Source organism: Namhaeicola litoreus (assembly GCF_042679565.1).
Classification (GTDB): domain Bacteria; phylum Bacteroidota; class Bacteroidia; order Flavobacteriales; family Flavobacteriaceae; genus Namhaeicola; species Namhaeicola litoreus.
The window spans coordinates 1,211,232-1,228,496 of sequence record NZ_JBHTMY010000002.1 but is presented as its reverse complement, the minus strand read 5'-3'; the positions used below and the strand labels follow the sequence as shown (position 1 = coordinate 1,228,496).

15 protein-coding genes and 1 pseudogene are annotated in these 17,265 nt (G+C 35.2%); 11 read left to right on the top strand and 5 right to left on the bottom strand.

What is annotated here, in order from left to right; genetic code table 11:
* Positions 1 to 1,943: pseudogene (locus ACFQ39_RS07225) on the bottom strand (hypothetical protein); the annotation flags it as partial.
* 425 nt (positions 1,944 to 2,368) lie between these two features.
* On the opposite strand from ACFQ39_RS07225, the gene ACFQ39_RS07220 reads away from it, so the two are divergent.
* The 4 genes from ACFQ39_RS07220 to sufD are packed head-to-tail and all read left to right on the top strand — an operon-like array spanning position 2,369 to position 6,308.
* Complete coding sequence (locus ACFQ39_RS07220) at positions 2,369 to 2,698, top strand: HesB/IscA family protein (RefSeq protein WP_377177545.1); 330 nt, start codon at positions 2,369 to 2,371, stop codon at positions 2,696 to 2,698.
* Positions 2,699 to 2,731: 33 nt separating this feature from the next.
* Positions 2,732 to 4,180, top strand: coding sequence for a Fe-S cluster assembly protein SufB (gene sufB, locus ACFQ39_RS07215; RefSeq protein WP_377177518.1), 1,449 nt, complete (start codon positions 2,732 to 2,734; stop codon positions 4,178 to 4,180).
* Positions 4,181 to 4,204: 24 nt separating this feature from the next.
* Positions 4,205 to 4,942 (top strand): Fe-S cluster assembly ATPase SufC, encoded by a 738-nt coding sequence (gene sufC, locus ACFQ39_RS07210; protein ID WP_377177516.1) that lies wholly within the window; start codon positions 4,205 to 4,207, stop codon positions 4,940 to 4,942.
* A gap of 43 nt (positions 4,943 to 4,985) precedes the next feature.
* Complete coding sequence (sufD, locus tag ACFQ39_RS07205; protein WP_377177514.1) at positions 4,986 to 6,308, top strand: Fe-S cluster assembly protein SufD; 1,323 nt, start codon at positions 4,986 to 4,988, stop codon at positions 6,306 to 6,308.
* A 189-nt stretch (positions 6,309 to 6,497) separates the two neighbouring features.
* Here the strand turns inward: sufD and ACFQ39_RS07200 are convergent, their stop codons facing one another.
* Positions 6,498 to 7,844, bottom strand: coding sequence for a serine hydrolase domain-containing protein (locus tag ACFQ39_RS07200; RefSeq protein ID WP_377177512.1), 1,347 nt, complete (start codon positions 7,842 to 7,844; stop codon positions 6,498 to 6,500).
* A gap of 104 nt (positions 7,845 to 7,948) precedes the next feature.
* On the opposite strand from ACFQ39_RS07200, the gene ACFQ39_RS07195 reads away from it, so the two are divergent.
* Together ACFQ39_RS07195 and ACFQ39_RS07190 are read left to right on the top strand one after the other, a co-directional pair.
* Complete coding sequence (locus ACFQ39_RS07195; protein ID WP_377177510.1) at positions 7,949 to 9,163, top strand: aminotransferase class V-fold PLP-dependent enzyme; 1,215 nt, start codon at positions 7,949 to 7,951, stop codon at positions 9,161 to 9,163.
* Between the two features lie 14 nt (positions 9,164 to 9,177).
* On the top strand, positions 9,178 to 9,834 hold the full coding sequence (locus ACFQ39_RS07190) for a DUF4377 domain-containing protein (RefSeq protein ID WP_377177508.1): 657 nt from the start codon (positions 9,178 to 9,180) through the stop codon (positions 9,832 to 9,834).
* 22 nt (positions 9,835 to 9,856) lie between these two features.
* Here ACFQ39_RS07190 and rnhA read toward each other — a convergent pair whose 3' ends face one another.
* Together rnhA and purN are read right to left on the bottom strand one after the other, a co-directional pair.
* Positions 9,857 to 10,321, bottom strand: coding sequence for a ribonuclease HI (gene rnhA / locus ACFQ39_RS07185; protein WP_377177506.1), 465 nt, complete (start codon positions 10,319 to 10,321; stop codon positions 9,857 to 9,859).
* Between the two features lies 1 nt (position 10,322).
* Complete coding sequence (purN, locus tag ACFQ39_RS07180) at positions 10,323 to 10,886, bottom strand: phosphoribosylglycinamide formyltransferase (protein WP_377177504.1); 564 nt, start codon at positions 10,884 to 10,886, stop codon at positions 10,323 to 10,325.
* A gap of 166 nt (positions 10,887 to 11,052) precedes the next feature.
* Between purN and ACFQ39_RS07175 the strand changes: the two genes are divergently transcribed.
* From ACFQ39_RS07175 to pyk, 5 genes are all read left to right on the top strand, one after another.
* Positions 11,053 to 11,289, top strand: coding sequence for an acyl carrier protein (locus tag ACFQ39_RS07175; RefSeq protein ID WP_377177502.1), 237 nt, complete (start codon positions 11,053 to 11,055; stop codon positions 11,287 to 11,289).
* A gap of 91 nt (positions 11,290 to 11,380) precedes the next feature.
* Positions 11,381 to 12,634, top strand: coding sequence for a beta-ketoacyl-ACP synthase II (gene fabF, locus ACFQ39_RS07170; RefSeq protein ID WP_377177500.1), 1,254 nt, complete (start codon positions 11,381 to 11,383; stop codon positions 12,632 to 12,634).
* 9 nt (positions 12,635 to 12,643) lie between these two features.
* Positions 12,644 to 13,378: a ribonuclease III gene (gene rnc, locus ACFQ39_RS07165; RefSeq protein WP_377177498.1), complete on the top strand. Its 735-nt coding sequence runs from the start codon at positions 12,644 to 12,646 to the stop codon at positions 13,376 to 13,378.
* Between the two features lie 90 nt (positions 13,379 to 13,468).
* Entirely contained in the window at positions 13,469 to 13,969 is a 501-nt protein-coding gene (locus tag ACFQ39_RS07160) for an IPExxxVDY family protein (protein ID WP_377177496.1), read from the top strand.
* A gap of 22 nt (positions 13,970 to 13,991) precedes the next feature.
* On the top strand, positions 13,992 to 15,419 hold the full coding sequence (gene pyk, locus ACFQ39_RS07155) for a pyruvate kinase (protein ID WP_377177494.1): 1,428 nt from the start codon (positions 13,992 to 13,994) through the stop codon (positions 15,417 to 15,419).
* Here pyk and ACFQ39_RS07150 read toward each other — a convergent pair whose 3' ends face one another.
* Positions 15,420 to 17,153: an aromatic amino acid hydroxylase gene (locus ACFQ39_RS07150; RefSeq protein ID WP_377177492.1), complete on the bottom strand. Its 1,734-nt coding sequence runs from the start codon at positions 17,151 to 17,153 to the stop codon at positions 15,420 to 15,422. It lies immediately after the preceding gene.
* Positions 17,154 to 17,265: the final 112 nt, after the last annotated feature.

The following is a 17,265-nucleotide window of genomic DNA, read 5'->3' as shown; positions in this document are numbered from 1 at the left end:
GAAGCATTGTAATTCGTAATCGTTGTTGAGCCAGCTGCTAAACATGTCGCTGCTGTCGTATTCAATGTAGGTACTGCTGGTGTTGTATTGACCGTTATTGAAGCAACATTGGATGTAGTTGACCCACAGACATAGGCTGAATTCTGAATTACCACACGAAACTGATGGTTATTCATAGCGTTGGTCACGTTACTGACAGTTAATGTATTTGTATTTGTTCCTGAATAATTTCCTCCTTCATTTAAATTTGTAAATGAGGAGCCTCCATTTGTGCTTCTTTGCCATTGATATGAATTTGTACCTGAAGAAGTAACACTAAAATTTGCAGTTCCACTGTCACAAAAAATCTGACTTACTGGTTGGGCAGAAATAACTGGTATAACTCCAAATTCGGTGTAATCAAAAATTGAATTATTGTCCCCATCTGCAGGTGTTTGATATGAAGCGGCAATTACTGCACCCGACGAATTTACAGCAGGAGGATTACCGGTTCCATAGTACCCCAAGCCATCATTATCTGTCGCTTCACCGTCTGCATTTGGATTTGCATATGCTTCATTGGCATCGTTACACCCATCATTGTCACTGTCTATTTCAAGAGAATTTATGATGCCATCTCCATCTTGGTCACAAAAAGATTGAGTAACTAATATGTCATCTAAAGCCAAATCATTACCCAAACCTGGACTTATATTGTTTACTAGTACAAGTGTAACTGGATCCGATGCAGTTGGTGTAAAAGAAAATTGATAATTTCTCCATGCTGAAGAACTTCCATTTGGATATTGAGGGATGTTTCCCGTATTAAATGTTTGAACTATTACATTATTTTGTACAAAATTTACGGTGATATTTGGTAAAAGTCGAGAGCCAGCATTTGGTGCTTGAGTCTTATCCAGATTCAAAGCCCAAAAGGAAACATCAATTGGGACAGAAATATCCACTACAGATAGTGTTCTTCTGTAAAATTCTCCACCCGGATTACTCGCATTGAAAATTCCCATGTTACCTGTACCCGTAGTATGATCACCAACCGACTGCCAATATTGCGGCGCCCAACTTGCAGTTGCCTGAATGTTGTTGTAAATAGTATATTCTCCGTCCCCAACATCTTGCCCGCTAGTATAAGAGCCAGAAATAGGCTGATAAGTATAATTGATAAAGGAACTAGCATAACTAGAACCCTCTGCTACGCCAAAATCTTCAAAAAATATTTCTCGGGTGATAAAGAGACTTGTTGGACTGCAATTCGCCAATTCTACTGTGTCGTAAATTCCATCGTTATCGTCATCAACGTCGATATAATTTTTAACACCATCCCCATCTGTATCAACTAGATTTGCCGTACCGCCCGCATCCATAACCTCTTGAAAATCATTTGGTGCATTGTTTGCGTTGGGATTACATATTGCAATATCGTCATTCCCGATTCTAATTCTCCTATTCGCACTACAATTGCCACTTATATCCAATTGACCACCCGTTCGAATGACAATTTCAGCACCAGCCGGTAGTGAAAATATATGATTTTGATTTGGGAGCCATTGAAGAAATCCATCGCTTCTAATCGTAACTAAAGTAGTATTTAAAAATCTGTCCGCGCCAAGAGCTAATATATCCGTTACTCCGGTTTCATCCCCGATAGTCAATGAATTGAAACTATTATTAACATTTACATTTAGCGTAATTGTATGCCCACTTCGTACATAAACATTATTCGTGCCTGCATTTTGACCAGGATATCCTTGTCCTGCAGTTGGTGTCACCCAAGTGGTCCCATTAAAGCGCTGCCATGAAGATAAATTTGACCAATTGCCTGTTCCAATGGACCTATAATCTCCAGTCACCTGAGCAAAAGTCAGGGTTATAAATCCAAAAAGTAGAATCAAAAACAAATATATCTGTTTCGATCTTCGGTTTATATTAGTCTTTCTCCTTTTCATAAAGGTTCTATTTAACTTGTCAAGGGAATTCAAATTGTTCATACAATTTTGGTTAATTGTTATTAACATCATAAACCACAAAAACCTGTTTCAACTTGTAAGTTGTAACAGGAATCGCTGTTCTCATTTCTCGAACCGATAGAGGGTTTACGGTTTTCATTTTGTTATGTTATTGTTTTTCAGAATGTTAAAGTCTAATTAAGTAACTACATTTGATTGATTTAGATGAACTTATTGCATTTCTTAAAAAGTTGTTAACAATCCTGTGAAATTGTTAATAACCGAAACGGAATTGAATTCTACTTATTGTGTTGGACAAGAAATAATAGTGAGAACAAATTTTTTGTTTAGGAAAAATGTTGAATTGGTTAACAATTCGGGGGATTGTTATATATTTGCAATTATTTAGAATAATTCTATTTACCATGGTACAAGTAACAGAAATTGCAAAGAAAAAAGTGGTTGATCTTATGCAAGAAGACGGCTACAATGCTGAAAAAGACTTTGTTAGAGTTGGTGTGAAAAGTGGTGGCTGTTCCGGATTATCGTATGAGCTAAAATTTGACAACCAGACTCAGGAAGGAGATAAAGTTTTTGAAGACAATGGCGTTAAAATTATTGTAGATAAGAAAAGTTTTCTCTACTTAGTTGGAACAACCCTAGATTATTCGGGTGGTTTAAACGGAACAGGATTTGTATTTAAAAATCCGAATGCTCAAAGAACTTGCGGTTGTGGAGAGAGTTTTTCTCTATAAATCCAAATCAACATAAATCTCAGCAATTAAGACATGAATAAATACACAGAAGACGATTTAAAAAAAGAATTAGAAACCAAAGATTATGAGTATGGTTTCTATACAGCTGTTGAATCGGAAACATTTGCAAAAGGACTTAATGAAGATGTGATTAAAGCCATTTCTGCGAAAAAGAACGAACCCCAATGGATGACTGATTGGCGTTTGGAAGCGTTTCGCTTTTGGCAAACAATGGAAGAGCCAGAATGGGCAAACATCAATTATAAAAAGCCGGATTTTCAGGCTATTAGCTATTTTTCCGCACCAAAACCTAAAAAGACATTAAACAGTTTAGACGAGGTTGATCCTGAATTGCTGAAAACCTTTAAAAAGCTTGGAATTTCTATTGACGAGCAAAAAAAGCTTACGGGAGTTGCGATGGACATTGTTGTAGATTCTGTCTCAGTGGCTACTACTTTTAAAGAAACCTTGGCCGAAAAAGGAATTATCTTTTGTTCAATTTCGGAGGCCATTCAAAAACATCCTGACTTAGTCAAAAAATATATAGGATCAGTCGTTCCTAAAACGGATAATTTTTATGCCGCTTTGAATTCTGCTGTTTTTACGGACGGCTCTTTTTGCTATATCCCAAAAGGTGTAAAATGCCCTATGGAACTTTCTACTTATTTTAGAATAAATGAAGGAGGAACAGGCCAATTTGAAAGAACTTTGGTTATAGCAGATAAAGGAAGTTACGTGAGCTATTTGGAAGGTTGTACTGCTCCTTCAAGAGATGAAAATCAATTGCACGCTGCCGTTGTTGAGCTGATCGCCTTAGACGATGCCGAAATTAAATATTCAACCGTACAAAACTGGTTTCCAGGAGATCACGAAGGAAAAGGCGGTGTCTATAATTTTGTGACCAAACGCGGAATATGTCATGATCATGCAAAAATATCCTGGACACAAGTCGAAACAGGAAGTGCCATTACTTGGAAGTATCCTAGTTGTATATTAAAAGGAGATAACTCGGTCGGAGAATTTTATTCCATTGCCGTAACCAATCATTTTCAGCAAGCTGATACAGGAACCAAGATGATCCATTTGGGTAAAAACACAAAGAGTACCATTATATCCAAAGGAATTTCTGCAGGAAAGTCGCAAAACTCTTATCGCGGATTGGTACAGATCAATGCAAGAGCAGAAAATGCAAGAAATTTTTCTCAATGCGATTCACTTTTAATGGGTAACAATTGTGGTGCTCACACTTTTCCTTATATCGAAGCAAAGAATAAAACGGCTCATATAGAACACGAAGCAACGACGAGCAAGATTGGTGAAGACCAACTTTTTTATTGTAATCAGCGAGGAATCGATACTGAAAAAGCTATTGCCTTGATTGTTAATGGTTTTAGCAAAGAAGTACTTAACAAACTCCCTATGGAGTTCGCTGTGGAGGCACAAAAATTATTGGAAATTTCCTTAGAAGGGTCAGTAGGATAATCTATAGAATTGAAATCAAATAACATGTTAGAAATTAGAAATTTACATGCCGGTATAGGCGATAAAGAAATTTTAAAAGGAATTGATTTAATTATCAAACCGGGCGAAGTTCATGCCATTATGGGTCCTAACGGGTCTGGAAAAAGTACACTTTCTTCTGTGATTGCCGGAAACGAAAGTTTCGAAGTTTTTGAAGGCGATATTTTATTTAATGGAGAAAGTATTTTAGACTTATCTCCAGATGAAAGAGCTCATAAAGGAGTGTTTTTATCTTTTCAATATCCCATTGAAATACCAGGTGTTACAACAACAAATTTTATCAAAACCGCTATAAATGCTAATAGAAAAGCTCGCGGATTAGAAGAACTTCCAGCCAAAGACATGCTTAAGTTGATAAGAGAAAAATCTGAATTGCTGGAAATGGATCGTAAGTTTTTATCTAGATCCCTTAATGAAGGTTTTTCTGGTGGTGAGAAAAAAAGAAATGAAATCTTTCAAATGGCCATGTTAGAGCCAAAATTGGCTATTTTGGATGAAACTGATTCTGGGCTTGACATTGACGCGCTTAAAATTGTTGCAAATGGGGTTAACAAATTAAAAACTTCAGAAAACGCCACCATTGTTATTACTCATTACCAAAGACTTTTAGACTATATCATTCCTGATTTTGTGCATGTTTTGTACGATGGAAAAATAGTAAAATCAGGAGAAAAAGAACTAGCCAATGAGCTAGAAGCTAAAGGTTATGATTGGGTAAAATAAATTGAAGACCTACGTTTGGTCAAATATTTTTAAGTATTGAAAAATGGATTTAAAAGATAAACTAGTGGCCTCATTTATGGCGTTCGAAAATCGAGGAAATATCGATTTGGATTCTAACGTTCACGAATTGCGAACGGAAGCGATTGCTCAATTTGAAAAATTAGGTTTTCCTACGAAAAAAGATGAGGAATGGAAATACACTTCTTTAAACAACCTGCTAAAATATGATTTTAGTGTATTTTCCGATCAAGAAAATGCTGTAGAATTTAAAGATGTCAAGCAATATTTTCTACATGAAATGGATACCTACCGTGTGGTTTTTATCGATGGTGTTTATAGTTCCTTTTTATCTCAAACAACTCATGAAGAAGGTGATGTTTGTTTGATATCCTCAGCCCTTAAACAGCCCAAATATAAAATGGTAATCGATCATTATTTTGGAAAAGCTGCATCAAAAAATGAGAGTTTAACCTGTTTAAATACAGCTTTTTCAAAAGAAGGTGCTTTCATTAATATCCCTAAAAATACGGTACTCGAAAAGCCAATTCAAATAATTTATTTCTCTACAGGAAACGAAAAGGAACTAATGCTTCAACCTCGTAATTTAGTCGTTGTAGGAGAAAATGCACATGTACAAATTATTGAGCGTCACCAGAGCCTCTCTAACAATGTGGTTTTAACCAATTCTGTAACAGAGATTTTTGCGAATAAACGCGCCATTGTAGATTATTATAAATTACAAAATGATAATTTGAATGCCTCTTTAATAGATAACACCTATGTTCAACAAAAGGAAAGTAGTATTGCTTCTGTGAATACCTTTTCGTTTGGCGGAAAATTGACTAGAAATAATTTGGAATTTACTCATTTAGGTGAGAGAATAACCTCCCATTTAAATGGAATTACTATTATCGAAGGAAAACAGCACGTAGACAACCATACACTTGTTCATCACAAACATGAAAATTGCGAAAGTCATGAAATGTACAAAGGCATCTATGATGACCAATCTACAGGTGTGTTTAATGGAAAAGTTTATGTAGACAGATTAGCACAAAAAACAAATGCTTACCAGCAAAATGACAATGTACTCATAGGAGATAAAGCAACGATAAATGCAAAACCTCAACTCGAAATTTTTGCTGATGATGTAAAATGTTCACATGGCTGTACCATCGGGCAATTAGATGAAAAGGCCTTGTTTTACTTGCAGAGCAGAGGAATTCCAAGAAAAGAAGCCAAAGCGATGTTACTTTTTGCTTTTGGAAATGATGTGGTTACCAAAATCAAAATTCCTGCACTTAAAAGCAGAGTCTCAAAATTGATTGCAAAAAAATTAAAAGTTGACCTCGATCTTCAGATATAGTAAAAGAACTATCCTTTATAATAATTTGATTTTTTGGGGATGCTAAGGTTGATCTTGAAATCTGCACTTGGTATTGTTATAATTGCACCTCATTAAAACATTGAATACCACATGTAAGATGTTTTTAGGTTTTCTGAGTATAAAGCTTTATAATTTTAGAAAACCTGAAGTTAAATCTAATCCTTTAAATTATTTGATCGAGTTTATTACTTCAGATAAAAAATGGTTAAAATCAAAATCCGGATCCTCTACCAAACCCATTCTGACAATTACCAAATCTTTTGAAGGTATAATAGCAACAGTCTGGCCTTGGAACCCATTGGCAGAATACATGTCTCTGGGCACATCTGGAAAATGACCGCCAGCATTAAGCCAAAAATGACCGCCGTACCTACCATTTGAACCATTTGTTGGAGTGGAAACATAATCTGCCCATTCTGGATCAAAAATTTGTTCCCAATTCCAGTTTCCTTGGTGTAAATAAAGTAAACCAAATTTTGCCCAATCTCTTGTGGTTGCCCAGGCGTAAGAAGATCCTACAAAATTACCATGAAAATCAGTCTCTATTAGTGCTGAATGCATTCCAATTCTATCTAGTAATTCAGCATACCAAAAATCGAGATAAGTCTGGTGATCTTGTAAAATATTTCGCAACAAATAACCCGCTAATAAATTGGACGTGCCGGAAGAGTAATTCCAAGATTCGCCAGCCTTACCTGTCTGGGGCTTTTCCAATTGAACTTTACCCATTTCCTCGGCCTCGTAGAGCATACTCGTAACATCAGAGATGTCAGCGTAATCCTCATTCCATTCTAAACCGCTATTCATTTGCAACAAATTGTCAAAAGTAATCTGAGCTCTAGCGTCATTTTGCCATTCAGCAACACCTGTTTTTTCATATATGTTGATCCTTCCCTTTTTTTGAAGAATGCCATAAATAGTTGCCGTAATACTTTTTGTCATAGACCAACCCAAAATCGGTGTACTTTCATCAAATCCTTCAGCATACTTTTCCCCAATAATTTGATCTTTATAAACCACAAGTACAGAACGAGTTCCTTTCTCTCTTTTTTCAACCTGATCAAATGCATTATTGATCGCTGAGACGAGCTTTTCTTGATCAATTTCTCCAAAAACAGTGTCCTTTTGAGGCAGATCCCCATAGGGATAAGGTAGATTTACTTTACTTCGCTTCCTGTTCGGCCTAAGCATATTACCAGATCCACTGGGGTTTTCTGGCAAGAGGGTAGCTCCCAACCCATCTCTATAAACCGCCTTTCTGTTCTTAAAATTAATTATTGAAGATCTAACAGTTCTTTCTTCAAAGTCCACTTCGTTTTCCGCCATGGGCAAAAGAGAAAAATCATTGTCACCCTCCTCGATAGAAGCTTGTGATCGATTGGCAAAAAATATACCACTGGCCACGCTCTTGGCACTAAATCCCGTAACAATAGTTAGCCTGGGATAATAGGACAGTATGAGATATGTTAGTGCCCCAACGGTCAAAAATAAAATAGCTATAAATTTCTTTTTCATGATCACTCAAATATAATTTGCAAAAATGAGAATAATTCTTGTCAATTTAAAAACAGTAGGTATATGTTTATTATCTTTGTATTTAGAATCATTCTAAAGAAAATATGCTAAATATAGAAAAGATTAGAGAAGATTTTCCCATTTTAAAGAGGAAGGTAAATGGGAAACCTCTTGTTTATTTTGATAACGCCGCCACTTCTCAAAAACCTCAGCAGGTCATTGATTGTTTAGTCGATTATTACAGCAATCACAATGCGAATATTCATCGCGGTGTACATATTTTAAGTCAAGAAGCGACTGATCTATTTGAAAATGCACGGATAAAATTACAGAAACACTTCAATGCGAGTAAAGCCTATGAAATTATTTTTACTTCAGGTACCACCCACGGAATAAATATGATTTCCAATGGATTTTCTGATCTTTTAGGCGTTCATGATGAAATTATTGTTTCCGCACTAGAGCATCACAGCAATATCGTACCGTGGCAAATGCTTTGTGAAAAGACCGGAGCCACCTTAAAAGTGATTCCGATGAATGTAAAAGGTGAACTGGAAATGGATAATTTCCGAGCGATGCTTTCAGAAAAAACAAAACTAGTTTTTGTCAATCACGTATCCAATGCACTTGGAACGATTAATCCAATTAAAGAAATAATCGATCTTTCTCATGCTGTTGGTGCTGCAGTATTGATTGATGGGGCTCAAGCCACACCTCATTTAAGACCAGATGTCCAAGCCTTAGATTGTGATTTTTATGTTTGCTCTGCACATAAGTTATGCGGACCCACTGGGATTGGCATTCTGTATGGTAAAGAGTCTTGGTTAAACAAACTCCCTCCCTATCAGGGTGGTGGCGAAATGATCAGTGAAGTGACTTTCGAAAAGACAACTTATGCTGATTTGCCGCACAAATTTGAAGCTGGCACACCCAATATTGCAGGGGGAATCGCGTTTGGAGCCGCTATAGATTATTTAAATGGTATCGGGCTAGAAAATATTGCAGCTTATGAAAATGAATTGCTAAACTATGGTACAAAAAGGTTAAAAGAGATTGAAGGACTTAAAATTTATGGTCCAGAAACAAATAAAGCAAGTGTTATTTCCTTTAATATTGAAAATATACATCCTTATGATATTGGCAGTATTATAGATAAGCTTGGAATTGCAGTTAGAACGGGGCATCATTGTGCTCAACCTATTATGGATTTTTATAAAATTCCTGGAACTATTAGAGCATCCTTCGCCTTCTACAATACAAAAGAAGAAATTGATATCTTTGTAGAAGCCGTTAAAAAGGCAAAAACGATGTTGTCTTAAACTAAATTAGATTTATGAAAACCGCTGTCCTATTTCTGAGTATTATTTTTGCTATTCCTGTTTCAGCTAAAACAAAAACCTTTTATGTAGCCGATCATCTGGTTGACTGTGTAGGCGTAGCGCCGCAGAAATGTATGCTGATTCGCGAAAAACAAACTGACCCTTGGTCAAATTTTTATGGAAGGATAGATGGTTTTGACTACGAAGAAGGTTTTGAATATTTAATCAAAGTAAAAGAAACTAAAATAAAGAATCCTCCCGCAGATGGATCTTCATTAAAATATACTTTGATAGAAGTTTTGAGAAAAAGGAAAACTGAAGAAGAAATATCTTTATACAACGATTGGAAAGTGACCTATCTAAAAGGAGTTGTTTCATTTCAGCGAAATCCAACCATAAAAATTGATAATGAAGAAGGTAAAGTATCTGGTTTTGCTGGATGCAACAATTTTTTTGGCACATTTGAACCGGGTACAGGTACTTTTGATTTCGCCCAAATTGGAATGTCGAGAATTGGAATGACAAGAAAGATGTGTGCAGATATGACTGTTGAGAATGCCTTTACCAATAGTTTAAATGAGATTTCTTACTATAAAATTGAAAATGAAAATTTGTCTTTTTACGATAGAAACAATAATGTATTAATGACTTGTGTACTAAACGAAGAATAGGTTTAGCATCGTAAAAACCACATTACAAAGAATAAATTTTCTCAAATTCTTTATCAACTTTTAGATTGGTTTTTTGAGCAGCTTCTACAGCCAACTCATCACATCTTTCATTTTGAGGATGATTATTATGCCCTTTCACCCATACAAATTTAACCTTATGTTGTCTGTATATTTTTAAAAACCTTCTCCAGAGGTCTTCATTCTTTTTGTCCTTGAAAGATTTTTTTTCCCAATTAAATAACCAGTTCTTTTGTACTGCGTCTACAACATATTTAGAATCTGAAAAAACGAGAATTTCTGTTCCTGGAATGATCAACTTTTCGAGACCGACAATTACTGCCATTAATTCCATTCTATTGTTAGTGGTGAGCCTAAAACCATCAGAGAATTCCTTTCGATATGGTTTACCAACCCACTCTAAAATTATTCCATAACCTCCTTTTCCAGGATTTCCGCTGCATGCACCATCTGTATATAAATGAACCATACTATATCTTTTGAATCAATTCATCTATGATACCAGGAAAATACGCTTGCTCTAAATCATGGATCTTATTTGCCACATCTTCTGGTTTATCATTAGGTTCTATTTCTATACTTTGCTGAAAAATAATCGCTCCTTCATCGTAATGCTCATTTACATAATGAATAGTAATACCAGAAAATCTTTCCTTATTTTCTACAACCGCCTCATGAACGTGCATACCATACATTCCTTTTCCTCCATATTTTGGCAATAAAGCAGGATGAATATTTACGATTTTAGATGGAAAATCTGCGATAATTTGATCGGGAACTTTCATCAAAAATCCGGCAAGAACTATGAAATCCGCATTTTTCTTTAAAAATGTTTGAAATTCTTCCGATCTCAACTCTCCTTTTTGCAATATTTTTACTGGAATTTCATACTTTTTTGCACGTTCAATTACATATGCTTCAGCATTATTCGTTACCACGTGTGTTACCTCAACTTCATCCGAATTATTGAAGTAATTCATGATGTTCTCTGCATTTGTCCCAGATCCAGAGGCAAATATGACTATTCTTTTCATTCTAAAATTCCTTGTGAAAAAGAGAAAAAAACATCCCTTCAACTATTTAGTATGCAAAATTAAATCTTTTTAATTATCTTCAACTATCAAATTTTTACGTGTGAAGAGCGTAATTAATTTGAAAGTTATTATTTTTGCAGTCATATTAATTTAAAAACTTTCAATTATGTCAGATATTGCATCAAGAGTTAAAGCCATTATCGTTGATAAATTAGGCGTTGACGAAAATGAGGTTACTAATGAGGCTAACTTTACAAATGATTTAGGAGCGGATTCATTGGATACTGTAGAGTTAATCATGGAGTTTGAAAAAGAATTTGACATTCAGATTCCTGATGATCAAGCGGAGAACATCAGTACTGTAGGTCAAGCTGTAAGCTATATTGAGGGAGCAAAAAAATAAGAATTTCCACAAATAAAAATAACTACGGATTTTGGCTTTTTAAGTCAAATTCCGTAGTTTTCTAATTTTATAACCAAAATTCTAATTCTTCATGGAGTTAAAAAGAGTAGTTGTAACGGGGATGGGTGCATTAACCCCAATCGGTAATAATTTAAACGATTATTGGAATGGCCTTGTGAATGGGGTAAGTGGTGCTGCACCAATTACATACTTTGACGCGACACTTTTTAAGACGCAATTTGCCTGTGAGCTAAAAAACTTCAATGTCGAAGAATTTATAGACAGGAAAGAGGCCCGTAAAATGGATCGATTTACCCAATATGCCATGGTGGCCTCTGACGAAGCAATTGCTGATTCAGGTTTGGATTTTACAAAAATGGACACTGGCAGAGTTGGTGTAATATGGGGAGCAGGTATTGGTGGATTAGAAACTTTTCAGAACGAAGTACTAGATTTTGGAAAAGGAGATGGGACACCCAGATTCAATCCATTCTTTATTCCTAAAATGATTGCAGATATTGCTCCTGGTCAAATCTCTATTAAATACGGGTTACGAGGACCAAATTTTGCAACTGTAAGTGCTTGTGCTTCATCGGCAAATGCCATCATAGATGCGATGAATTATATCCGTTTAGGGTATTGCGACGCATTTATCACCGGAGGCTCAGAAGCTGCTGTTACCATGGCAGGAATAGGTGGTTTTAATGCTTTACACGCTCTTTCTACAAGAAACGATGATCCTAAAACTGCCTCTCGACCTTTTGATAAAGATCGTGATGGATTTGTTCTAGGAGAAGGTGCAGGCGCTTTAATTTTAGAAGAGTATGAGCACGCAAAAGCTAGAGGTGCAAAAATTTATGCTGAAATTATTGGCGGTGGACTATCAGCTGATGCACACCATATTACTGCGCCCCATCCTGAAGGACTTGGTGCAAAAAGTGTTATGGAGAATTGTTTGAGAGATGCCGGTGTAAAACCAGAAGAAGTTGATGCAGTTAACATGCATGGTACTTCAACATCCCTTGGTGATGTAGCAGAATTAAAAGCTATTAAATATGTTTTTGGCGAATCTGCATACAAATTAAATATTAATTCCACCAAATCAATGACGGGGCATTTGCTCGGAGCTGCAGGTGCGATTGAAGCCATAGCTTCCATCTTGGCCATAAAAAACGAGATTGTACCACCAACCATCAATCATTTTACTGATGATGATGAAATTGATCCTAAATTTAATCTTACATTTAATAAAGCGCAAAAACGCGAAGTTAAAATGGCGATGAGCAATACTTTTGGATTTGGAGGACACAATGCTTGCATCTTATTTAAAAAATTAAGCGACTAATAATACGCGATGAATTTTATCAAAAAAATAACTCATTCTCATTCTGAACAGGATGAAGAGTTTTTTCTTTTGATGAAGAAGATTTTGGGATACCGCCCAAGGAATCTTGAATTTTACAAAGAGGCTTTCACCCACAGCTCATTAAAAAAGACCAATAAAAATGGTCATCCTATTAATTATGAGAGGTTAGAGTTTTTAGGAGATGCTGTACTAGGTTCAGTGATAGCCAATTATCTTTTTAAAAAAATGCCCAATGCAGATGAGGGAACCCTTACACAAATGCGATCAAAAATAGTAAGTAGAGAACATCTGAATGAATTGGGGAAAGATCTGGAATTAAAGAAATTTGTAGATTCAACAATTCCAAATCAAAATTTTGGAGATAATATTTATGGCAATTTATTCGAAGCTTTTATTGGAGCAATTCATTTAGATAAAGGCTATAGCTTTTGTGAAAAGTTCATTTACAGAAATGTAATAGAACCCTATGTGGATATAGAAAAGTTAGAAGGAAAAATAACCAGTTATAAAAGCCTCTTGATTGAATGGTGCCAGAAAAATAAAAAGAAAATTAAGTATCAAGTTTACGAAGATACAGGTAATGATGTGTTAAAACATTTTAGTGTCAAATTATTTATAGACAATGAAATGGTTTCTAAGGGAAGAGCCACATCAAAGAAAAAGGCTGAAGAAATAGCGTCAAAACGCGCCTTTTATAAGCTGCAGCATCTAATCGAACAATGATAAATTTTTAGTTAACATAGCCTCATATTGAATTTTGTATGGAACTATTGTTAATTTTGTGTAATTTATCTCTCCATTTAAAGGAATTATATGTCAAAAATTTTAGCAATAGATTTTGAGTATGACCACGACTATACTCTGTTTGGCATCTATACTCCCTTAGAAGATTTTAGACTCGCCTTTTTATTAAATGACAAATTAGAATTAAAGCTAAGAAAGTATAGAGAAGATCTCGATCTGTTCTTGAAAAATGAAAAAAGTAGTTTTTCGATCTATATTTTTGATGATGAAAAAAAAATGACAACTTGGTCTTTGATTGCCAATAAAAATATTCAAGCCAAGACTGAATTGAGACAAATTGGAAATCTTTTTGATGATCAACCAATTCAATCCTTTTTAATTCCTGAAAAAAAAAGAGTCGATTTTTTTCTTAAAATGGATGGTCAGTTATCATATGAAGAAACGAAAGAAATAATTCAAAAAATTAAAACTATAAATCAGATCGTGACGCTTTATGCTATAGATCCTAACGATCTGAAATCACGGGACAACCTGATTTTTGAAACAAATCCCGATTTTATTTATCAATAAGAACAAAACAAACTACAGGAATATGAGAATGCGTAAAAAAACAAAAATCGTAGCCACATTGGGGCCAGCGGTTAATTCGAAAGAGATGATGGAAGACATGATGGTTGCCGGAGTAAATGTTTTTCGAATTAATTTTTCACATGCTGACTATGATGTGATTGCAGAGAATGTAAAAACCATAAGAGAAATAAACGAAAGACGCGGATTTAATGTCGCGGTTCTTGCCGACTTGCAAGGCCCTAAGTTAAGAGTGGGTGTCATGGCACCAAATTCTGACCTAAAAAAAGGGGATATTTTTACTTTTACAACAGAAAAATGCGAGGGAAATTCTGAAAGAGCTTTTATGACATATAAGAAGTTTCCAAAAGATGTTAAACCAGGAGAACATATTTTGGTTGACGATGGTAAATTATTGTTTGAAGTATTAGAAACTGATGGGAAAAAGGAGGTAAAAACAAAAGTTCTTAGAAATGGTACACTTAAATCCAAAAAAGGAGTAAATCTTCCTAACACAAAAGTATCTTTGCCAGCGCTTACCAAAAAAGATAGAAAAGATGCGTCTTTTGCTATTTCACTTGAAGTAGATTGGATTGCTTTATCTTTTGTGAGAAATGGATCAGACCTAGACCTGATCCACGATTTAATTGCAGAGGAATCTCCTGAACATAGAATTCCCGTAATTGCTAAAATTGAAAAGCCCGAAGCTGTAACAAACATCAATACAATCGTAAAAAAATGTGATGGTTTAATGGTTGCCAGAGGAGACTTGGGTGTTGAGATTCCAATGGACAAAGTGCCTATTGTACAGAAAAAATTAGTGAAAAAAGCAAAAGAAAATCGAATTCCGGTGATCATTGCTACGCAAATGATGGAATCGATGATCGAAAGTCCGGTGCCTACGAGAGCAGAGGTGAATGATGTGGCAAACTCTATTATGGACGGTGCAGATGCTGTCATGCTTTCGGGTGAAACTTCTGTAGGTAAATATCCGTTAGAAGTGATTAACGTAATGAGAAGAATCATTCAAAGTGTTGAACATTCAGAACTTATTGTAAACCCTATCTCAACGGTAGAATGTATAAATGAACGGTTTATTACAAAATCAATTTGTCAACAAGCCGCCTATCTCGCAGATAAAATAGAAGCTTCAGCTATCACCACTTTAACCCATAGTGGATATACTGCGTTTCAAATTTCTGCTTGGAGACCAAAGTCGAATATTTTGGCATTTTCTGATAATAAAAGGATTTTAGCCATGCTTAATTTACTTTGGGGTGTAAAAGCTTATCACTATGATCGATTGATCAGTACGGATGATACAGTAGAAGAAATAAATAAGATATCTTTAGAAAAAGGGTATGCCGAAAAAGATGATTTTGTGATCAACTTAAGTTCGATGCCTGTTTCGGCCAGAGGAATGGTAAATACTTTAAGGGTTACCCAACTCTAACTATTTTATTAACGAAAGTCCACTTTCAATTAAATTTTTAAATTCGGGTTTTAGTGCAAGATTTTTTAAATGCGCTAAAACCTGATTTTTTAAGGGTACTTCCAAATTAAATACTAATTCAAATATTTCGAGGGATAGTAACCAATCATCTGGATATTCAGCTATTAATGTCAAAAATATATTTTCAAGTTCTAAAATTGATTTATTGTCAAGATTCTTCTTCTCTCTAATCTTTCTTACTTCAGAATATAAGCCATGTAAATTTTGTTCCTTATTAGAATATTGAATTTTATGAGTCTTTTCTTTAGGCGATTCAAACCTTAATCCAAAACTTCCAGGGTCTGCTACACCGGCATATGCCGAGAGGATTTTTGCACCGACCGCCATATCATAAATCCCCCAATCAGGTTGAAATAGAATACTTTCTCCGTGTTTTACCCAACAATTCTTAAATGAGATCAAGATTATCTTTCCTTGTAAATTTCTCTTTCCTGTAATAATTTCTCCTTCTACCGTAATACCTCCTTTAAATTCTAATACAACAGTTTTTCCTTCATAGATCCCATAAGCTTCTAAATCGGTGGGCGACATATCCTCAATGGCTAAATTGATTCTTTTGAGTTTACCGACTGGAGAACCAAAACCATCTGCGTGGTACTCTTTATCATGACCAATTATTTCTTTGTTTTTAAAAGCGAGTGCCGTGGGTCCGGCGGTTTTGAAATAAACCGCTTTACCTTCATCTTCTATTACTTCAGAAAAAACTCCACTAATTTGTATTCCAGTATTTAATTCTATGGTGCCTAAATTTTTGGAGTTAATTAGTTTCTGAATTCCCTCAAGTCCACCCTTACGCAATGCCATCGAATTGGCAAACTCCTCTAGTACTAGACTTAAATGAGCAAAATCTGGCGTTACAAACAGCTGTGGTTGAGGTTTTGTAATATCAAATTCAATATCTGCTGCTTTTATAGAGTAAGGTAATTTTTTAACCTCATCACTCATACACAGCTTACTTTCTCCAATAGACGATAACAAACCTGCACCATATATTTTTGGAGCCTCAATTGTTCCAATTAAACCATATTCTACTGTCCACCAATGTAAATTTCTAATTTTGGCCATTTCACTGGGCTTACCCATTGTTTTTGAGATCACGTCAATTCTGGCTTCCGCTTCTTCTATTTTAGACGCTTCCGTATTAGGATCTTCTTTAATAATAGACAAATGTCTGATGGCTTCAAACAATTCATCATCTTTAGCAGAAGAAATCGCTTTTGCACCTATTTCACCAAAACGTCTTAAATATTCGGCATATTCAGGGTTAGCAATGATCGGGGCATGTCCGGCTGCTTCATGAATAATATCTGGAGCAGGGGTATATGTAATATGCTCGATAGTTCTAATATCGGCAGCAATCACTAATGTATGGTAGGCCTGAAATTCCATAAATGAATTAGGAGGTATAAATCCATCAACGGTTACAGCGGCCCATCCTATCTTAGAAAGGATGGCATTCATATCTTCCAACTTCGGTATTTTATTTATCGATATACCTGTTTTCTCCAAACCTTCGAGATAAGATTGATGTGCCACCTTATTCAGATAGGCAACATTGCTGCGCATCACATAACGCCATACGGCGTGATTTTGCGCTGTATAATTATTATAATGCTGATCTACGATAAAGGTCTTAAGATGATTAGGTAACTTGGACAATATTTTACTTTTCATAATTATTTATAAAGTCTAGTAAATTTACGTCTTTTTAAAAAACTAAAGGATTTATAAGAATCTCAACACTTCTAAAAAAAACTTAAATATTTCTTATCTTTAGCACAATACA